We start from the raw sequence: 20,245 nt of genomic DNA, 5'->3' as shown, positions 1-20,245 counted from the left end.
GTCAATCTGGAAAAACGCCGGTGGACAAATAGCGGTCGCCGCGATCGCAGATGATGACGACAATCACTGCATTCTCGACTTCCTTGGACAGGCGCAAGGCCGCCGACACCGCCCCGCCCGACGAGATACCGGCGAAAATACCCTCCTTAGCCGCGAGCAGGCGGGTCGTCTCCTCCGCTTCCTCCTGCGTCACATCGAGGATACGGTCGATGCGACTGAAGTCGCAGATTTTCGGCACGTATTCCTTCGGCCATCGGCGTATGCCGGGAATCTTGGCGTCGTCCTTGGGCTGCACGCCGACGATCTGTATGGCTGGATTTTTCTCCTTCAAGAACTTGGACGTCCCCATGATCGTGCCGGTGGTTCCCATGGAGCTGACGAAGTGGGTCACCGTACCTTCGGTATCGCGCCAGATCTCCGGGCCGGTGCCTTCGTAATGGGCGCGCGGATTGTCAGGATTGGAGAACTGATCGAGGATTCGACCTTCGCCGCGCTTCTCCATCGCCCGCGCCAGGTCGATAGCTGCTTCCATGCTGCCTTCGGCGGGTGTCAGAATGATTTCGGCACCGAATGCCTTCATGATAGCGCGCCGTTCCACGCTCATGTTTTCCGGCATGATCAGCGTCATCCTGTAACCCTTGATGGCTGCGGCCATGGCTAGAGCGATGCCGGTGTTGCCGCTAGTGGCTTCGATCAGACGGTCGCCCGGCTTGATCTCGCCACGCTCCTCGGCGCGCTTGATCATGCTGAGCGCCGGCCGGTCCTTCACCGACCCCGCGGGATTGTCGCCCTCCAGCTTGGCCAGAACGATATTGCTCGTCTCACCAGGAAGACGTTGCAACCTGACCAATGGCGTATTTCCGACAAAGGATTCGATGGTGGGAAAAATCATGGCCGTTCTCTAGGGGTTGAAAATCCTGAGCGGAACGCTCGGCTATGGGATAATACGAGATACTCGGATTTTACCATTTCACGTTTCGTGCCATGAAGAAAGTCGAATTGCTGTCCCCGGCAGGCACCCTCAAGAACATGCGCTACGCCTTCGCTTACGGCGCCGATGCGGTCTACGCCGGCCTGCCCCGCTACAGCCTTCGGGTCAGGAACAACGACTTCCTGGAGAAAAATTTAGCGGCGGGCATCCGCGAAGCCCATGAACGCGGCAAGTCCTTCTATCTCGCGACCAACGTGCTCCCGCACAACGCTAAGGTCAAAACCTTCATCAAGGATTTGACGCCCATCGTCGCGATGGGGCCGGACGCTCTCATCATGGCCGATCCCGGACTGATTTTGCTGGCCCGCGAAACATGGCCGGACATGCCAATCCATCTCTCGGTTCAAGCCAATACCTTGAATTATGCCGCGGTGCGTTTCTGGCAATCGGTCGGGATCCAACGGATCATTCTGTCGCGCGAACTCTCCCTGGACGAAATTGCGGAAATCCGGCAGCAATGTCCGGACATGGAATTGGAAGTGTTCGTGCACGGCGCCTTGTGCATCGCCTACTCGGGTCGCTGCCTGCTGTCCGGCTATTTCAATCACCGCGACCCGAACCAGGGTACCTGCACCAACGCCTGCCGCTGGAAGTACGATCTGGCCCCCGCAGAAGAAAACGCCGAGGGCGATTATGTCCCCGGACAGCTCACACTATCCCTCTCAGACCTTAACCGGAATGTTTCGGCTTGTGGCGATCAGCCCCGCCACCCCCTGGCTGACCAGGTCTATTTTCTCGAGGAAGAAACGCGTCCGGGCGAACTCATGCCGGTCATGGAAGACGAGCACGGCACCTATATCCTCAACTCCAAAGACTTGCGCGCCGTGGAGCATGTACAACGCCTGGTCGAACTGGGCGTCGACAGCCTCAAGATCGAAGGGCGCACCAAATCCTATTACTACGTGGCGCGCACCGCCCAAGTCTACCGGAAAGCGATCGACGATGCCCTGGCCGGGCGGCCGTTCGACCCATCCCTGTTGGGCGTGCTGGAAAACCTTGCTCAGCGCGGATACACCGATGGCTTCTACGTACGCCATCACTCGCAGGACTATCAAAACTACATCCGCGGCCACTCGGAAAGCCACCGCCAACAGTTTGTGGGAGAGATTGCCGATTTCGACAAGTCTTCGGGACTTGCGGCCGTATTGGTGAAGAACAAGTTCGCTGTGGGCGATCGGCTCGAACTGATTCTGCCGCAAGGCAATCGCGATATGGTGCTGCAGCACATGGAGGATGAGCACGGCCGTCCCATGCAGGAAGCGCCGGGCGGCGGCTATAACGTCAGAATACCCGTGCCGGTCGACGATTGCCGACACGGATTGATCGCTCGGTATCTGTAAGCGCGAAAGCCCTTGAACCGGTCCAGACGGCCACCTGCCGGGACCGGTCGGTTATCATAAGTGTTCCACATCGACCGTGCGGAGACCGACCATGACGTTCACTACTCCCGACCTTTGCGACCGATACTCCGACACTCATCATCTTCAGATCGCCGAACCGATTTTTCGCCCTTTCGGCGGCAAAAGCGCTTTCAGCGGACGGGTCACGACCCTCAAGGTTTTCGAGGACAATGTCCTGCTTCGAACGGTACTCGAGGAAAAAGTCGAGAACCGGGTTCTGGTCGTCGACGGCGGCGGTTCGCACCGTTGCGCCCTGCTCGGCGGCAATCTGGCCAAGCTCGCCTGCGATAACGGCTGGCAGGGCATCATTGTCTACGGCTGTATCCGCGACTCGGTGGAAATCAATCGGCTTCCCATCGGTATACGGGCGCTGCACACCCATCCATTGAAAAGCCACAAGAAAGGCGGTGGCGACCGGGATATCCTCGTCACTTTCGCCGGCATCAACTTCAGAACCGGGTACTACGTCTACGCCGACGAAGACGGCATTGTCGTGTCCGAGAACGAACTGGTCTGAGCATGGGACACCGACTCACCCGAATCTACACGCGTACCGGCGACGAGGGCACAACCGCACTTGGCGACGGCACCAGGGTCGACAAGAACGCTCCACGCGTCGCGGCTTACGGCGCCCTGGACGAGCTCAATAGCCATATCGGTTTGGTATTGGCTCACGTTCCGTCGTCGCCGCTGCGCGATTGCCTGACCGAAATTCAACACATCCTGTTCGATCTCGGTGGGGATCTGTGCATCCTTGGACGCCGCTCCATCGATCAGCGTCACATCGACTGGCTGGAACAATGGCTAGATCATTTCAACACGCAACTCCCCTGGCTGGATGATTTCATACTGCCCGGCGGAAACCCGGCCGCAGCGCACTGTCATGTCGCTCGTACCGTCTGTCGCCGGGCGGAGCGGGTCTTGGTGTCCCTGGGAAAAACGGAACCCGTGGATCACCTCGCTCTCGCTTATCTCAATCGTCTGTCGGACTTCTTATTCGTGGCCGCCCGCATCCTGGCTCGGCAAGACGGTGGACAGGAAATCACGTGGCAACCGAAACGTCCCCCGCCTTCGCTACCGCCGCATTGATTCGGCATGCCTAAAATGTAAGAATCTCCCACCTTCTAAGTCAGAAATCATCCGTACGCCCATGGAAATCATTCTCGCCAATCCCCGCGGTTTTTGCGCCGGCGTCGACCGCGCCATCGAGATCGTCGAACGCGCCATCGAGGTCTTCGGAGCCCCGATTTACGTACGGCACGAAGTGGTCCACAACCGCTACGTGGTCGACGGTTTGCGGGCTCGGGGAGCCGTCTTCGTCGAGAGCCTGTCGGAAGTACCGGAAAACGCCACGGTCATTTTCAGCGCGCACGGGGTATCCAAGGCTATCCAGGCGGAAGCCCAAGAACGCGGTCTCCAGGTCTTCGACGCGACCTGTCCCTTGGTCACCAAGGTTCATATCGAAGTTCATCAACACGCGAACGCTGGAAGGGAGATCGTTTTCATCGGTCATGCCGGCCATCCGGAAGTCGAAGGCACCATGGGACAGTATGACAACCCGGACGGCGGGATTTATCTGGTGGAGTCCCCGGAGGACGTGGAAACGCTCGAGGTCAAAAATCCCGACAACCTGGCTTACGTTACCCAAACCACGCTCTCCATCGACGATACCCAAGCCGTCGTGGATGCCTTGAAAAAGCGTTTCCCCAATATCATCGGCCCGAGAAAAGACGATATCTGCTATGCGACGCAGAATCGCCAGGATGCGGTAAAAAAGCTCGCCGCTCATTGCGACGTCATCCTGGTGGTCGGCTCGCCCAACAGCTCCAATTCCAACCGGCTCAGAGAAATCGCCGAGAAACTGGGACGTTCGGCCTACTTGATCGATGACGCCAATCAGCTACAGCGGGAATGGATAGAGGGTGCGCAAAAAATCGGCGTGACGGCCGGCGCCTCGGCTCCCGAAATTCTCGTAACCAAAGTCGTCGCCAAACTCAAGGAGTGGGGGGGACAGGTTGTGACGGAAACCCGCGGAATCGAAGAAAAAGTGGTGTTTTCGCTGCCGAAAGATCTCCGGCGCACCGCATGAAATTCGACGTCCGCCGGTCTTTCATGAGAGAAAAACCGGCGGCAGGACGTTTTCTCGCGTCTCCCTATCTACCGGAGCTCGGCAGATGATATTCCCATTCTCGCCGTGTACATCGGGCGAAAGAGCCGAAGGAATCTCTGTTCAAGCCCTTCGACTGACCTGCGCCCAAGCCAGAACGAAAGGCATGAACGGCATCAACCTGTTCGGCGCTTCCTCAACGCGGCTGCTTCGTGACCTACGAGTGACCGAGAGAGAGAATGTCCTGGAGGCAACTGCGCTCGGAGCGATGAAAAAACGCTTTGAGCGCCTTATGGTCGAGTCCGCAAAACGGATGCTCAGACTTGGCCTGACGTACCGCTTGGACCGCCTCTGGTTCCTCGCATATCCGCAATTGCGGGACGTGTTCAGACGAATCCAAATCCATCAGGGGCAACCGAACTACGAATTCGCTGCCGGCACCGGTGCCGGCGCTATAGGCTTCCACCTCTCCGCCGTGCATCTCCACCAAACGTTTGACTAGACTCAAGCCGATGCCCAAACCGCCTTGTGCCCGATCGAGCGAGCGCGGCTCCTGAGTGAACAAGTCAAAGATGTGCGGAAGACTCGAAGGCGAAATGCCCATTCCGTTGTCCTGCACCCGTACTACACCGCGTTCGCCTTCCTCTTCGACCCGCAACCGAATAACGCCTCCTGCGCTCGTATATTTCGCCGCGTTATCCAGAAGATTGGAAAACACCTGCGTCAACCGGGCGAAGTCGGCTTCGACCAATAGTGGTTTGGACGGCAATTGCACGCACAGCTCGTGCTGACTGGCCTCGATGACCGGCCGGCTCGCTTCGATCGCTTGGAGAACAGGTGTCGTGAGGTCCAGGCATTGGCGCTTGAGGGTCACCTTGCCACACGTGAGCCGCGTTATGTCCAGGAGATCGTCGACCAAGCGCGTGAGCTGACTCAACTGGCGATCAATGATGCCCCTTGCCCAGTCCACGTGAAACGGCGTTATGTTCGGCTGTTTCAAGACCTCGACCGCATTGCGGATAGGCGCGAGCGGGTTACGCAGCTCGTGGGACAGCATGGCGATAAATTCATCCTTGCGGCGGTCCGCTTCTTTCAAAGCCTCCTCGATTCGCTTCCGTTCTATGGCATAGCGGATAGACCGAATGAGCAGGTTGCCCTGAAACTGGCCCTTGATGACATAATCCTGAGCGCCTTCTTGAATCAGTCGGAAACCGACGGCCTCGTTGTCCAGACCGGTGAAGACGACGATGGGAATGGGACCCGCCAGGTCGCGGACTTTCACCAGGGTATCGACACCCTCGGTATCGGGCAAATTGAGATCCAATAGGATGACGTCGAACCGCTGTCGGCTCAAAATTTTCTCAACCTCGCTGAACCGCGCCACCCGTTCGAGCTCGAAGCGCACCATGCCAACCTGGCTCAAGGTTTCCTCGACCAGGAAAGCGTCGCTCGGACTGTCCTCCACCAGGAGGACGTGGTAGTGCGATTGCATGGGCTAGAACTACCGTGACGGAAGGCTTACCACCGTAAACCAAAAGCTCTCGATGGCCTGAACCACTTTGACGAAACTGTCAAAATGGACCGGCTTGGTAATATAGCAGTTAGCATGCAAACCATATGCTCGAAGAATATCCTCCTCCGCGCTGGAAACCGTCATCACCACCACAGGAATCATCTTTAGATCCGCGTCGCTCTTGATCTCGGCGAGAACCTCCCGGCCATCCTTCCTCGGCAGATTGAGATCGAGAAGGACGAGGTCGGGGCGTGGCGCGTCGGCATAAATGCCCTCCCGCCGCAAAAACGAGATGGCTTCTACACCGTCCTCCACAACAAAGAGCTGGGTGAGCAGTTTCGCGGACTCGAGCGCTTCCCGAGTGAGAAGCACATCGGTCGGACTATCTTCGACCAATAGAATATTGACGGGGTTCATCGGATCATTCCCGCTTCAGTAGGAAACGTAAAATAAAAAATCGTGCCATGTCCCGGCTCGGATTCCACCCAAATGCGCCCGCCGTGCCGCTCCACGACTCGTTTGCAAATGGCGAGACCGATCCCGGTGCCGGGATATTCGTTCCGTGCATGCAGGCGCTGAAAAATCCTGAATATCCGCTCGAAGTAATCGGGCGCTATGCCAATCCCGTTATCGCTGACGGCGAAAATCCATTCGCGGTTTTGCTTTTTCGCACTCACATGAATCTCGGGTTTTCGGTCGCTGCGGAATTTAATCGCGTTGCTGATCAAATTCTGAAACAGCTGGATCAGTTGACCCGGATCCGCATAAATTGTAGGCAATTCATCGCGGGTAACGACCGCTCCGCTCTCACTGATAGGGACCTCGAGATTGGCGAGAACGGCGTCCAAGATCGCTTGGCAGTCTGTCGGCTCCAACCGGTGATCCCGTGAGCCGATACGAGAATACGCCAGAAGATCGTTGATCAGGTTCTGCATGCGTGTTGCGCCTTCCACCGCATGCGTAATCACCTCATCGGCCCGCGCGTCCAGCTTCCCCTGATATCGTCGACGAATGATTTCCACACAGCCCGCCACCGCCCGCAAAGGCTCCTGCAGGTCATGGGATGCGACATACGCGAATTCTTGCAGTTCCGAATTGGAACGCGCCAACTCCCGTGCCTGCTCCGCAAGCCGCTCTTCCGCCAACTTGCGCTCGGTCACGTCGAGCATGATGCCGATCATGCGGACGGGACGACCGTCGCGGCCGTAGAGAATCTGACCGCGATCATAGACCCACCGGACGCTGCCGTCGGTATGGCATACACGATATTCCAGGTCGAACGCATCCTGCCGGCGTTGCGTCATGACCCGCTTGATCACCGCGTCCACAGCTTCTTTTACGACAGCTCGGTCATCGGGATGTACCCTTGCCAGCCAATTCTTGGCGGATGCCTCGCACTCCCCCGGCTTGAGTCCGAGCAGGCGATAAGAGCCCTCCGACCACATGACGGCATCCCTGAGAATATCCCAGTCCCAGGTTCCTGCGTTTGCAGCACTCAAGGCCAGGTTCAGACGCGCCTCGCTTTGCCGCAGAACTTCCTCGCCGTGCTTCCTCAGCGTGATATCGGCAATCGCCGCCAAGACATAACGCTTTTCACCGTTGGGTATCGGGCTAAGGGCGATTTCAACGGGAATTTCCTCGCCGTTCTTGCGCAACGCATACAGGTCCCGTCCCATGCTCATGGGTTTTTGTACGGGACATTCGTTGAAGCGTCGGCGGTACGCTTCGTGCTCGATCCTGAACCGCTCGGGAATAAGTACGTCGATGGACCGCCCGAGCAATTCGTCCCTCGAATAGCCGAACAATTGTTCGAAATAGGTGTTGACCAAGGCAATCCTGCCATCCTGGTCGGCCAGGACCAATGCATACGGCGTATTCTCCGTAATCCTATGGAAGATGGACTCGGTTGTGTCGCCTGCTTCGTCCATGAGGAAAAACCCATAAAGAAGAAAGTAAAGATTAGGTCCAAAAGACCGATGGTCTCTCGCCACCCGCCGGAAGCCTTTCGCCCGCCAACAAAAAGTGATCAGCTAGAGAATCAAATTTTTGAAGAAAGGTCAACATCATATGAGTGATCGTTCGCGCTTCGCCGATCGATGCGCCGGCGAATCGTTTCCCGGAATTCCGGAGGCATCGCGGAAAATCGTGAACGAACGGCGCGGTTATTTCTCTCCGTCACCGCAACGGAGACGCACTCTGAAACTGCGAACGGACGTGCTGAATGTCGCTCGGCGGTCTGAGGATATTTTGAGCAGCAAAAAGCGGCGCCGCTGGGCGCTCTGCCCCGCACATCGACACCGGGCTTCCAGCTAGGACAACGACATACGCCGAGGGATAAACGATATGGACTTGGGCGGACCGGCCCGATCAAGCCGACCGCTGAAATTCGCGTCCGGCATTGCATTCCGAGACATAACCCGCTCGCACAACGAAATCACCGAATGATTCCGCCGGACGGCGATCGCGCCCGAAATGCGCAATGATAGGCGCGAGTGTATCCACGACTTCGTCTTCCGAAAGACCGTCGCGATACAGCGTATTCAAGCGGCTGCCGTCGAAAGCCGCACCCAGATAGAGGCTGTACTTCCCAAGACTCTTGCCTACCAGCCCGATTTCACCCAGATAAGGACGCGCACAGCCGTTGGGACAACCGCTAACCCGCAAGGTAATGGCGTCTTTCTCCAACCCGGCCTTTTTAAATAGAGGCTCGAGCCGCGCGAGCAGCGTCGGTAACCAGCGCTCGCTCTCCGCCATGGCCAATCCGCAGGTGGGAAGTGCCACGCAGGACAGCGCATGCTGCCGCAAACCGCTCCAGTGTTGAGCATCCGGAATCCGATACCGGTCGAGCAAGGCTTCGATCTTGGGTTTGGTCGCTTCTCTAATTCTGGCGATGATCAGATTTTGATTGGTCGTCAAACGAAAATCGCCTTCGTGAACCCTCGCGATTTCGCGCAGTGCCGTCAACCACGCCACCTCGGGCGTGTCTCTCAGGCGACCGCTGAGGATACCCAGAGTCAAATGCCATTCGCCGCGCTCGTCTTGCACCCAGCCGAAGCGGTCGCCCGTGCTTTCGAAACGGAACGGCCGGGCCGGTTCGAGCGACCAGCCGAGCCGCGATTCCAGCTCGGCCTTGAACCACGGCGTGCCTCGATCATCGATCGTGTATTTAAGGCGAGCATGCTTGCGGTTGCTCCGGTCGCCGAAATCGCGCTGCACCCTGACGACATTTTCCGCGACTTCGAGCAGCCGATCGGGCGAGCAAAAACCGATAACCTCCGCAAGGCGCGGATAGGTTGCGGGTTCGCCGTGGCTCATACCCATCCCGCCGCCCACGGCGACGTTAAAACCGATCAATGCGTTATCTTCGGCGATGGCGATGAATCCCAGGTCCTGAGCAAAAACATCAATGTCGTTGTAGGGGGGTAACGCGATGCCGATCTTGAACTTTCGCGGCAGATAACATTTACCGTACAAGGGTTCTTCTTCGGCCGGCGTGCCGGCCACGCGTTCCCCGTCCAGCCAGATTTCATGGTAGGCCCGCGTCTTCGGCAACAGGTGCTCGGAGAGGTGCTTGGCCCACGCGTAGATTTCTTCGTGCAACGGGGAAAGATAGGGATTGTTGTGGCACACCACGTTGCGATTGACATCCCCGCAGGCGGCGATAGTGTTCAGCAAGGCGTGATTGATGCCAGCGATGGTCGCCTTGAGATGGCGCTTTAGCACCCCATGAAACTGAAACGTCTGGCGGGTCGTGATGCGGAGCGAACCGTGACCATAGCGACAAGCCAATTCGTCCAGCTGCAGCCATTGCTTTGGGCTACAGACACCGCCCGGCATCCGCACCCGGACCATGAAACCGTAGGCCGGTTCCAGCTTCTGGCGCAGGCGCTCGTTGCGGAGATCACGGTCATCCTGCTGATAGGTGCCATGGAACTTGAGGAGCTTGGCATCGTCCGGAGACACAGCACCGGTCGCGATGTCGGCCAAGCTTTCTTCGATCGTGCCCCGCAGATAGCGGCTGCGCGCCTTGAGCTCTTCTTCTTCGCTGGGTCGCATACGCTCTTTCATCGTTGCCTCCTCAGTACACGTCCCGCCGGTAGCGTTTTGCGGTCTGCAAATTCCGGACATAGTCCTCCGCCCGTTCACGGTCGACACCCGCTTCCTTCTGTACCACGCTAATCAATGCCTCGTGAACGTCCGGAGCCATCCTCTTGGCATCACCGCAGACATAGAAATACGCGCCCTCTTCCAGCCAAGCATAAAGCTGTCGGCTTTGCTCGAGCATTCTATGCTGCACATAGACTTTGGCGTCATCGTCGCGGGAAAACGCGACGTCGATCCGGGTCAAAAGGCCGTTCTTTCGATGCGCCAGCCACTCCCGCTGATACAGAAAATCCGTGCGGAAATTGCGATCGCCGAAGAATAGCCAGTTCTTACCTCTGGCCCCCATGACCTCGCGTTCCGCCAAAAAGGCGCGGAAAGGCGCTACCCCCGTCCCGGGTCCGACCATGATGATCGGTGCGTCCGGATCTTCGGGTAAACGGAAATTGGGGTTGCTGTCGACATAGACCGGCACCTTCTCTCCCTCCGGCACGCGATCGGCTAGAAAGGTAGATGCGACCCCGTGACGCTCCACCCCATGACTTTCGTAACGCACGACAGCGACGGTCAGATGCACTTCGTCGGGATCGGCGTTTTGGCTCGATGCGATGGAATAAAGGCGGGGCGGAAGCTTACGCAGCGTGGCGACAAAATGGTCGGCCATGATGCCCGAAACCGGATACCGCCTTACGACATCGATGATTTCCCGGCCGTAGACAAAATCCCTTAGCCGGTCTCGGTTCTCGTCCTTGAGCAACTCCCTCAATTCGGTCGAGCCGGAAAGCGCTGCATAGTTCTCCAAGAAAGGACGGGTGAGCGTGGTGATTTCGTAGTGATGCAGAAGCGCATCCTCGAGCGTCGTTTCGGCTCCATCGGCGGCGGATATGATGGCCCCGGGATCAAGCCCGAGACTTTCCATGAGATCCGCCACCGTTTCTGGCCGGTTCGTGGGAAGCACGCCCAGCGCATCGCCCGGCTCGAAGCGTAATCCGGAACCTTCGATGGAAAGCTCGATGTGTCGTACATCCTTGGTGGAGCCTCGTCCCGTCAATCGTAGATTGTCCAGCAAGACCGCAGGAAACGGCTGCTTCTTCGAGTAAACGGATACCGGAACCGCCGCGGCAGGTGTCGAAATCTCGACCCTTGGGCCTTGAGACTGGGTCAAAACCTCCAAGACCCCCTTCATCCAAGCTTCCGCCGCTTCCTCGTAATCGACGTCGCAGTCGATGCGGGGATGACAGCGGGAAGCCCCCAAGTCCTCCAACCGGCTGTCGAACTCACGCCCGGTCTTGCAAAAATGTTCATAGCTCGTATCACCCAAAGCCAGGACGGAAAACTGCAAGCCGTCCAACTTGGGCGCTTTCTTGCTGAACAGGAACTCGTAAAACGGACGGGCACTGTCCGGCGGCTCGCCCTCGCCATGGGTGCTAACGATGACGAAAAGGCAGCGATCTCGTCTCAGTTGGGCACTCTTGTAAGTGGCCATGTCCTCCAGTCGTGCGGAGATACCGCTTTGCTGCAGTCGGGCATGGAGCGCTTTGGCGATCCTTTGGGCGTTTCCGGTTTGAGAACCGAAAAGTACGGTGATGCCCGAAGGCGGCTCGGCCGTTTGAGGCGGCGACGAAGGAGCAAGCTTCTGCTCGGCTCCTCCGAATCCCGCCAGATAGCCGCTGACCCAAAGTCTCTGCTCGGGCGAAAGATCCTCCGCCAAGCGCTTTAAGATCTCCCATTGCTGTGGGCTTAAGGGACCGCTGAATGTGCTCACTGGCTCTATCTCTTGGAACGGTTTGTTGTCAATTCGGCGATTAGACCGATTCAGATCACCGCCTACGCCACTGCCACTACGGGCAATGGGCCGCCCCCCCAAGCCGCGGCCATCGAACGGATGCCGTGCAAGAACGGGGACACGCTCCGTTCAACCGCAAGAAAAAGCCAGTGGCCCGCATGGACGCACTGGCTTTTGGCCACCCATCGATCTGGCTTATACGTGTAGCAAAAAATATATCAAAATACATCAATTACGATAAAGAATATAAATTCATTTCCTTGAATCATTTGGAAATAAAAAGTTTCGCCTGAGTTCGGTTCTCGGCTCCGCGACCTCCCGACAGAGCGAGTATCAATCCCTCGCCCAGTCCTCGACTAACCGGCTCGGGATATGTGGTGATTCGCTGAGCGGCGGGTGGGGCTTTCTGGCCAGGATCAACCCGCACACCCGCAACATGTCTGCGGCCAGAATCCAGGAAACGGCAAGGAAGAGCGCGGTCAACCCGGCATCGAGATAGTCGTTAAAGATCAGCTGCGGAGCCTTGGCCGCTTGATCCGGAGACAGCAGCCCCGCCTCCAGCTTGCCGGTTAGATCCCGTGCGTGAGCCAGAAAACCGATTCGAAGCTCCGGGCTGAACAGTTTTTCCCAGGCGGCCGAGGTCGTGATGATCAGAAGCCACGCCAAGGGCGCGCCAGTCACCCAGGCGTAGCGGAGCTTTCCAGCCTTAACCAGTATGGTCGTGGCTACGCACAGCGCGATTCCGGCGAGCATCTGATTGGCGATACCGAAAAGAGGCCATAGGCTGTTGATGCCGCCCAATGGATCAATGGTGCCGATGTAAAGCAGATAACCCCATCCGGCCACAACCAGTCCGCTGGTCAGCAGCACGCTGGGATACCAGCCGGTTCGCCCCAGAGCCGGCACCCAGTTGCCGAAAATGTCTTGCAGCATGAATCGGGCGACGCGTGTGCCAGCATCCAGCGTCGTCAGGATAAACAGCGCCTCGAACATAATGGCGAAGTGATACCAGAGCGACAGCAACCCCTGCCCGAAGGCGCTAGCGAAAAGCGACGCCATGCCCACCGCCAGGGAGGGCGCGCCGCCGGTACGGGCGAACAGGGTGGACTCACCCATTTGCTCGGCCAGGGCGGACATCTGCTCGACAGTTACCGGGAATCCCCACGCCGAAATCGTCGCCACGGCTTCCGCCGCTTCTTTGCCGACCACGCCCGCCGGGCTGTTGATCGCGAAATAGACGCCGGGATCGAGCACCGTCGCCGCCACCATGGCCATGATGGCTACGAACGACTCCATCATCATCGCGCCATAGCCGATGAAACGGGCGTCGGCCTCGTTGGCGAGCAACTTCGGCGTGGTCCCGGACGAAATCAGCGAATGAAAGCCGGAAATGGCGCCGCAGGCAATGGTGATGAAGACGAAGGGAAACAGCGTTCCGCCGAAAACGGGTCCGGTCCCGTCGACGAACTGAGTCAGCGCCGGCATCTTGACTTCGGGACGAAGAATGACGATAGCCACCGCCAAAGCGGCTATGGTCCCGAGTTTCATGAAGGTGGACAAATAATCGCGTGGTGCCAAAAGCAGCCATACGGGCAACACGGCCGCGGCGAAACCGTAGGCGATGATCATCAACGCCAGTTCCGGTCCGTCGTAATCGAACCAGGTCCTAACGCCCTCGATCCCGTCGATGGCGCCCCCGCCCCAGACCGCGAGCAGCAGCAGAGCCACGCCGAGTGCCGTCGCCTCGATCACGCGTCCGGGCCTGAGATGCCGCATATAAATGCCCACCACCATCGCGATGGGAATAGTCGCGGCCACCGTGGACGTCGCCCAGGGGCTGTGTTTCATGGCGTTCACCACCACCAGGCCCAGCACCGCGATGAGGATGATCATGATGCACATGACACCCAAGAGGGCCGCGTTACCGCCTATGGGACCGAGTTCGTCGCGGGCCATCTGGCCCAAGGAACGGCCGTCGCGGCGGATGGAACAGAACAGGATCACGAAATCCTGCACGCAGCCGCCGATGACGGCTCCGATCAAGATCCACAAAGTACCGGGCAGGTAACCGAACTGAGCCGCCAGAGTCGGACCGATCAAAGGACCGGGTCCCGCGATGGCGGCAAAATGATGGCCGAACACCACCCAGCGGTTGGTCGGAACAAAATCGCGCCCGTCGTTAAAACGCTCCGCAGGCGTCGCCCGCGTGCCGTCCAGACTCAAAACCTTGGCCGCGACAAAAGCGCTGTAAAAGCGATAGCCCAAGGCATAGACGCAGACTGCTGCGGTTACGAACCACAGGCTGTTCACGCTTTCGCCTCTGTTCAACGCGATGCCGCCCAACGCCGCCGCCCCAAGTACGGCCACCGCGAACCAAATCACGAACCTCGCAATCCTCGAACCCTTTACTTTCATTCTTGCGTTCTAATTCGAAATAGCCGAGCCGGTGTTACTCAAATACGCCATAGGATAAGGCTAAATTCCCCCCAACTGTGAATCTCGGATGTGTCCACCCACCAACAATCCTTCGCTCATTTCCGAGTCCCGCCCATCGATTAAAGCGTTTTCATCTCTGATGCACGCTTAAAAACCGGCGAGTTACTTTTCTTTGCGTGCCCAAAGAAAAGTAACCAAAAGAAAGGGCACCCGGATGGCGCGCTGATCCTGCGCGTCGCCGGCTTACGCCGGGCGGCGACAGAAGGCACGTCCGTGTACCTCTGTCGCCGCACGCGATCCCTCGCGTACCCCTTCGGGCGATTCCGGCTCCAGCCGACGACGCTCGGGCGCGCCATACGGGAAAAACTTTTCCGACCGTACATCGCATTAATTGGTCGAAGGCTTCACACGACGCCAAATCAAGGCTGCCGTCTTACGAAGAGGCACGATGGGACAGACACCGCCCGGATCAAGCCCCGGTTATCGCCCGCAATCCACTCACCAGTCTCCGCGTCCCTTCGGCAGCGGTCTCCGGCTCCAGAGCGCCGTAGGCAACCCGCAGATAACAGCCTTCGTCCAAACCGAACGCCGTACCGGGAATGACCGCGACCTTGTGTTCCTGGATCAATCGCTGCGCGACTTTCATGGAATCAAGCTCGGTATCTACCCTCAGCAAAAGGTAGAAAGCACCCTGTGCCTCGGGAACCCGGCAGATATCGGCAAGACTCTGCAACTCATCGAGAACGATCTCACGAACCCGGCCGATGATCTTCAGTTTCTCTCGGCAATAGTCGGACCCCACGGTCAGCGCACCGATCGCGGCGTGCTGAGAGATCGAAGGCGCGCAGATCAGATTGGTATCCTGGGCTTTCAGCACCGCTTCGTATAAATGCTCCGGAATCACCATGTAACCGAGGCGCCAGCTCGCGAAACCGTAGGCTTTGGAGAAAGAAAAGAGAGAAATGGTGTGCGGTTCGGAACCTTGTATGGAAGCTGGCGAAAAATGCCGGGCGCCGCCATAGGTGAAATATTCATAAGCCTCGTCCGTGATATGGTAAATGCCGTGCGCTCGGCATAGGGCGTTGACCTCCCTCAAGGCGTCTTCCGAAAAAACCGCTCCGCTCGGATTGTTCGGCGAGATGGTCACGACTGCCCGCGTTTTCTCGGTAACAGCGGCCCGAATAAGATCGGTCCGAAGTTGATTGTTCCCATCCGTCGGCACGAAAACCGGCGTGCAACTCAGCATGCGGACCGCCATTTCCTGGTTGAAATAATACGGAAGCGGCAGAATGATTTCGTCGCCAGGATCGGCGATAGCGAACAGTGCATTGAGAAAGGCCATGTTCGCGCCGGCCGTCACTACGACGCGCCGCGCTGTACCGACGTGGATACCGTTCTCCGCCGCGAGTTTTCGCTCGGTCAATTCGAGCAGCTGCGGCATGCCTTGAGCCGGACCGTATTTCTGATTTTCAGGCTTTTCGAAAAAATCCCGTATCGCTTCGCGCGCGGCGGCCGGTGGACCGTAGAACACCACCCCTTGTCCCAGCGAAATCGTTCCCGGATGGCTTCGGATCAACCCGGCGATAACTGGGATGATGGGGTCCTGCACGGCGCTCATGCGCCAGCTGAGGTTTGGTCGATGCTTTGTCATGTCCACACGGTCAAAAAGGGGAATTGTTAGCCGCTTCCCCGCATCGGTTAAAATGCCCTTCGTTCCGCGCGGGATGAACCAGCTGCATGCCCCATGATAAAGTTAAGGAAGCTCTGATTTAAGCCTCCGATTCGGAGTAGCGGCCTGTTCAACTGATTGATCGAACAGGCTCTCACCCAACCTTTCTCAGAGCGACAGCATTTTTTCAGAGCTCCCTTTAGTGAAATACCGGACAATCGAATGCATATCGACACTCTGCTCAAGGCGCGCTGGATCATCCCGGTGGAACCCGAGCGCATCGTTCTGAACGATCACGCACTCGCCATCCACGGCGGACGTATTGTCGACATCCTCCCGATCGCCGAGGCCGAGGCTAAATACCAAGCCGCGTCGCAGGAATCGTTCGATCGCCATGCCCTGATTCCCGGTTTCGTCAACGCCCACACCCATGCGGCGATGTCGCTGCTGCGCGGCGTGGCCGACGACCGACCGCTGATGGAGTGGCTGGTGGACCATATCTGGCCGCTGGAGCAGAAATGGGTTGGCGAAGCCTTCGTGCGCGATGGCACCGATCTGGCGATGGCGGAGATGATTCGCGGCGGCGTTACCTGTTTCAACGATATGTATTTCTTTCCCGAGGTCACTGCGCGCCAAGTTGCGCGCTGCGGCATGCGCGCCGTGGTCGGGATGATCCTGATCGATTTCCCCAGCGCTTGGGCCAGCGGCCCCGAAGAGTACTTGTCCAAAGGCCTCGCGCTGCACGACGAGCTTCGGCACAATCCGCTGGTTAGTGTGGCTTTCGCGCCCCATGCGCCCTATTCCGTCTCGGACGAACCCTTGCTGAAAGTCCGTACCCTCGCGGCGGAGCTGGACCGTCCAATCCACATGCACTTGCACGAAACCCGGGACGAAATCGATCAAAGCCGGCAGCGTTACGGGATGCGCCCGATGAAATGGCTTCAACAACTGGATTTTTTGGGTCCTTCCTTCGTGGCTGTGCACATGACTCAGCTCGAGGATGACGAAATCGCGCGCTTCGCTGAATCCGGCGGAAGCGTCGTGCACTGCCCCGAATCGAACCTGAAGCTGGCGAGCGGATTCTGCCCGGTTGCCAAACTCATTAAAGCGGGTATCAACGTCGCCATCGGAACGGACGGTGCGGCCAGTAACAACGACCTCGATCTCATGGGCGAAATGCGCAGCGCCGCTCTCCTCTCCAAGGCGGTCGCGAACGACGCAGCTGCCGTCCCGGCCCATACCGCATTGCGCATGGCGACGCTAAACGGTGCCAGGGCCTTGGGACTCGAATCGGATATCGGCTCTCTGGAAGTGGGGAAGTACGCCGATATCACGGCGATCCGTCTCGACGAGTTGGAAACCCAACCGCTGTATGATCCGATCTCGAACGTCGTTTACGCCGCTGGGCGCCATCAGGTAACCGATGTTTGGGTGGGAGGACGCCGGCTCCTGAAAAACCGAGAGCTGATCACCCTGGACATCGACGAAATTCTTCAGAAAGCCGCCGCCTGGCGGGAAAAGACTCTGGCTAGCGAGCAGCAACCTTCATGACGAGCACCGAAAACGTTCACGAACACGAAATCCGGAAATTCGGCGCATTGGCCGACCGTTGGTGGGACCCCGATGGAGAGTTCAAAACCCTGCACGCGGTCAATCCTTTGCGCATACAGTTCATCCGGTCGTTCGCCGAACTTCCCGGCAAGCGCGTTGTCGACGTCGGCTGTGGCGGCGGGATACTGAGCGAAGGGCTGGCGCGGGCTGGTGCCCACGTGATAGGGATCGACCTCGCCGAAGAGCTTTTGGAGGTCGCGAAAACCCACGCGACTCAAAACGGGATCGAGCTCGATTACCGGCAGATTAGCGCCGAAGCACTGGCCGAGGAAGAACCCGGCGGCTTCGATGTCGTGACCTGCATGGAAATGCTGGAGCACGTACCCGAACCCGCATCGGTCGTTCGAGCTTGCGCCAAGCTGGTCAAGCCGGGCGGGCGGGTCTTTTTCTCGACGCTGAATCGGAAGCTCAAGGCGTATCTTTTGGCGATCGTGGGCGCCGAATACCTGTTGAACATGATCCCTAAGGGAACTCACGATTACGCGACTTTCATCAAGCCCTCCGAACTCAGCCGCTGGGCGCGCGAATCGGGACTCGAACTCGTCGGAATGGAGGGCATCGCCTACAATCCGATTACTCGACAGTTCAGCTTGAGCCGCGATTTGGACGTCAATTACCTGGCCGCGTTCTCGAGTCCCGAGGATTGAACGCATGGCCCTGAACCCAACGGTTTCCGCCGTGCTGTTCGATCTGGACGGAACTCTGCTGGACACCGCGCCCGATTTGGTTTTTGCCGCCAATGCCGCGCTCGCCGAGGCGGACATTCCCCCCCGATCCGTGGACGAACTCAAACCCTGCATCTCGGGTGGCATTGCGGTCATGCTGCGCTGCGCCCTGAACGAAGATGACAAATCGGCACTGTTCCAGCGCGTTCTGCAGCGGACTTTGGAGCTTTACCAAGTCCATGTCGCCGACCGTACCCGTTTCTTCGATGGCGTCGAGCTGGTCCTCGACGAACTCGAACGGCGCGGCATCCCCTGGGGCATCGTGACCAACAAAATGAGCCGATTCACCGATCCTCTGCTGGCAAAACTGAATTTGGCCGATCGCACCGACTGCATCATCAGTGGCGACACCACCGCCGAAAAAAAGCCTCACCCGCTGCCGCTTCTCGAAGCCAGTCGGCGCTTGCAGCGAGCGCCGAAAGAATGCGTCTACGTCGGCGATGCACCCGGAGACGTGGAAGCGGGCCGCCGGGCCGGCATGACAACCCTGACCGCACTCTACGGCTATATCGCAGCAGACCAAGAGCCGTGCAACTGGGGCGCCGATGGCCTGCTCACCGCGCCCGGAGATTTGCTACTTTGGCTGGACGGAGCTCTGCCATGAGCGGTGCGATGCTGAAAGACCGCGTCGTTCTCGTCACCGGAGCCGGGGGCGGGCTCGGCTCGGCCGTTTCGAAAGCCTGCGCCACCGAGGGCGCGACGGTCATATTGCTCGGGAAGACCATACCCAAGCTCGAGAAGGCCTACGACGCCATCGTAGCGGCCGGAGGGCCGCAACCGGCCATCTATCCGCTCGATTTGGCCGGCGCGACAGAGGATGACTACCGCGACTTGGCCGCCACCATCGAGCGCGAGTTCGGTGCACTGCACGGACTCGTGCACTGCGCTGCGGAACTCGGCGCCCTCGGCCCCGTGAACGATATCAGCGGCGGATTGTGGCAGCGTCTGCTACATGTCAACCTGAGCGCACCGTTCCTGCTGACGCGGGAACTCCTGCCGCTGATCCAAAAGTCCGCCGGTTCGGCCATCGTTTTCGTCACCGACTCGGTCGCTCGAAGCGGAAAAGCCTATTGGGGCGCCTATGGCGTCGCCAAGATCGGCTTGGAAGGGTTCGGGAAGATACTCGCCGACGAGCTCGAAAACTACAAAGTCGGCGTCCACGTGTATTCGCCCGGCCCCATGCAATCCCCGCTGCGCCGGCGGGCGTACCCGGGGGAAAATCCGGAAAGCCTGCCCTCGCCCGATATCCACGCGGAGCAAATCGCGCGCATGCTCAGTCCAAACGAAACATGTTCACACGCTCATTTGAATAGCAACGTATAAAGGCTTATGTACGGTTACGGTCGCGAAAGCATCGTTCTTCAACGGGACGTCGATGTGGTACAGATTCCCGACGGAACCCCCAGCTCATTGCCGAAAGGCCATGTGGTGACCTTATACCAGTCTCTCGGCGGCAATTTCACCGTGGTCACCGAATTCGGGCAAATGGTGCGCATCGCCGGAAACGACGCGGATGCCCTTGGCAAGGAGCCGCCCATCGTGGCCAATCTCGTAAGCGGCACCGATCCCGAATCCGTGGAAAAAAACGTCTGGGAAGTGCTGAGAACTATTTACGACCCGGAAATCCCGGTCAACATCGTCGACCTGGGACTGGTGTACCACTGCAAGGTGACGCCCGTCGAAGAGGGTAAGAACGACGTCCACATCATCATGACCCTGACCGCCCCCGGCTGCGGCATGGGCCCCATCCTCCAGTACGACGCCGAGGCTGCAGTGAAGAACCTCCCGGGCGTGAACAAGGTCAACATCGAGGTGGTCTTCGATCCGCCCTGGTCGCGGGATATGATGTCCGAAGCGGCGAAGCTTCAATTGGGGATGCTCTAGGCATCGCGCCGGGAACGGCTGC

At 58.6% G+C, this 20,245-nt stretch carries 17 protein-coding genes; 9 read left to right on the top strand and 8 right to left on the bottom strand.

Translation table 11 applies throughout. The features are described from left to right. Position 1 precedes the first annotated feature (1 nt). The gene (cysM, locus tag QEN43_RS20850; RefSeq protein ID WP_026608762.1) at positions 2 to 892 is read right to left on the bottom strand and encodes a cysteine synthase CysM; all 891 of its coding nucleotides are present in this window, start codon (positions 890 to 892) and stop codon (positions 2 to 4) included. Positions 893 to 984: 92 nt separating this feature from the next. On the opposite strand from cysM, the gene trhP reads away from it, so the two are divergent. The 4 genes from trhP to ispH all read left to right on the top strand — a co-directional run bounded on the left by trhP (position 985) and on the right by ispH (position 4,480). After that, a complete protein-coding gene (gene trhP, locus QEN43_RS20845; RefSeq protein WP_026608761.1) occupies positions 985 to 2,331 on the top strand; it encodes a prephenate-dependent tRNA uridine(34) hydroxylase TrhP in 1,347 nt (448 codons plus the stop codon). Between the two features lie 91 nt (positions 2,332 to 2,422). Continuing rightward, the gene (gene rraA, locus QEN43_RS20840) at positions 2,423 to 2,908 is read left to right on the top strand and encodes a ribonuclease E activity regulator RraA (RefSeq protein WP_026608760.1); all 486 of its coding nucleotides are present in this window, start codon (positions 2,423 to 2,425) and stop codon (positions 2,906 to 2,908) included. A 2-nt stretch (positions 2,909 to 2,910) separates the two neighbouring features. Next, on the top strand, positions 2,911 to 3,480 hold the full coding sequence (locus tag QEN43_RS20835; protein ID WP_026608759.1) for a cob(I)yrinic acid a,c-diamide adenosyltransferase: 570 nt from the start codon (positions 2,911 to 2,913) through the stop codon (positions 3,478 to 3,480). A 61-nt stretch (positions 3,481 to 3,541) separates the two neighbouring features. After that, the gene (ispH, locus tag QEN43_RS20830; protein WP_026608758.1) at positions 3,542 to 4,480 is read left to right on the top strand and encodes a 4-hydroxy-3-methylbut-2-enyl diphosphate reductase; all 939 of its coding nucleotides are present in this window, start codon (positions 3,542 to 3,544) and stop codon (positions 4,478 to 4,480) included. A 235-nt stretch (positions 4,481 to 4,715) separates the two neighbouring features. Here the strand turns inward: ispH and QEN43_RS20825 are convergent, their stop codons facing one another. The 7 genes from QEN43_RS20825 to QEN43_RS20795 form a co-directional block, all read right to left on the bottom strand. Further along, a complete protein-coding gene (locus QEN43_RS20825; protein WP_051331363.1) occupies positions 4,716 to 5,990 on the bottom strand; it encodes a sensor histidine kinase in 1,275 nt (424 codons plus the stop codon). 9 nt (positions 5,991 to 5,999) lie between these two features. Continuing rightward, positions 6,000 to 6,428, bottom strand: coding sequence for a response regulator (locus QEN43_RS20820; protein WP_026608757.1), 429 nt, complete (start codon positions 6,426 to 6,428; stop codon positions 6,000 to 6,002). Then, on the bottom strand, positions 6,425 to 7,939 hold the full coding sequence (locus QEN43_RS20815; RefSeq protein ID WP_317963564.1) for a sensor histidine kinase: 1,515 nt from the start codon (positions 7,937 to 7,939) through the stop codon (positions 6,425 to 6,427). The genes QEN43_RS20820 and QEN43_RS20815 overlap by 4 nt, the downstream gene beginning before the upstream one ends. A 439-nt stretch (positions 7,940 to 8,378) precedes the next feature. Next, complete coding sequence (gene cysI, locus QEN43_RS20810; RefSeq protein ID WP_026608754.1) at positions 8,379 to 10,079, bottom strand: assimilatory sulfite reductase (NADPH) hemoprotein subunit; 1,701 nt, start codon at positions 10,077 to 10,079, stop codon at positions 8,379 to 8,381. A gap of 10 nt (positions 10,080 to 10,089) precedes the next feature. After that, complete coding sequence (locus QEN43_RS20805; protein ID WP_235726495.1) at positions 10,090 to 11,877, bottom strand: assimilatory sulfite reductase (NADPH) flavoprotein subunit; 1,788 nt, start codon at positions 11,875 to 11,877, stop codon at positions 10,090 to 10,092. Positions 11,878 to 12,231: 354 nt separating this feature from the next. After that, entirely contained in the window at positions 12,232 to 14,313 is a 2,082-nt protein-coding gene (locus QEN43_RS20800; protein WP_026608751.1) for a carbon starvation CstA family protein, read from the bottom strand. A gap of 490 nt (positions 14,314 to 14,803) precedes the next feature. After that, a complete protein-coding gene (locus QEN43_RS20795; RefSeq protein ID WP_036267620.1) occupies positions 14,804 to 15,985 on the bottom strand; it encodes a pyridoxal phosphate-dependent aminotransferase in 1,182 nt (393 codons plus the stop codon). A 240-nt stretch (positions 15,986 to 16,225) separates the two neighbouring features. Here QEN43_RS20795 and QEN43_RS20790 point away from each other — a divergent pair, with 240 nt between their 5' ends. Genes QEN43_RS20790 through sufT form a run of 5 tightly spaced genes read left to right on the top strand, consistent with a single transcriptional unit; the run spans position 16,226 to position 20,223 of the window. Continuing rightward, positions 16,226 to 17,554 (top strand): TRZ/ATZ family hydrolase, encoded by a 1,329-nt coding sequence (locus QEN43_RS20790; protein ID WP_317963563.1) that lies wholly within the window; start codon positions 16,226 to 16,228, stop codon positions 17,552 to 17,554. Continuing rightward, positions 17,551 to 18,261 (top strand): bifunctional 2-polyprenyl-6-hydroxyphenol methylase/3-demethylubiquinol 3-O-methyltransferase UbiG, encoded by a 711-nt coding sequence (ubiG, locus tag QEN43_RS20785; protein ID WP_026608748.1) that lies wholly within the window; start codon positions 17,551 to 17,553, stop codon positions 18,259 to 18,261. Before QEN43_RS20790 ends, ubiG begins: the two co-directional genes overlap by 4 nt. Before the next feature lie 4 nt (positions 18,262 to 18,265). Beyond that, positions 18,266 to 18,943 carry an HAD family hydrolase gene (locus QEN43_RS20780; RefSeq protein ID WP_317963562.1) on the top strand — a complete coding sequence of 226 codons (678 nt, stop codon included), beginning with the start codon at positions 18,266 to 18,268 and terminating at the stop codon, positions 18,941 to 18,943. Further along, entirely contained in the window at positions 18,940 to 19,662 is a 723-nt protein-coding gene (locus QEN43_RS20775) for an SDR family NAD(P)-dependent oxidoreductase (protein WP_026608746.1), read from the top strand. Before QEN43_RS20780 ends, QEN43_RS20775 begins: the two co-directional genes overlap by 4 nt. A 6-nt stretch (positions 19,663 to 19,668) precedes the next feature. Continuing rightward, positions 19,669 to 20,223 (top strand): putative Fe-S cluster assembly protein SufT, encoded by a 555-nt coding sequence (gene sufT / locus QEN43_RS20770; RefSeq protein WP_026608745.1) that lies wholly within the window; start codon positions 19,669 to 19,671, stop codon positions 20,221 to 20,223. Positions 20,224 to 20,245 lie beyond the last annotated feature (22 nt).

The sequence above is a fragment of the Methylocaldum szegediense genome (assembly GCF_949769195.1).
Taxonomy (GTDB): Bacteria; Pseudomonadota; Gammaproteobacteria; order Methylococcales; family Methylococcaceae; genus Methylocaldum; species Methylocaldum szegediense.
Note: the sequence above shows the minus strand (reverse complement) of the source record. Positions and strands in the feature narration are given on the sequence as shown.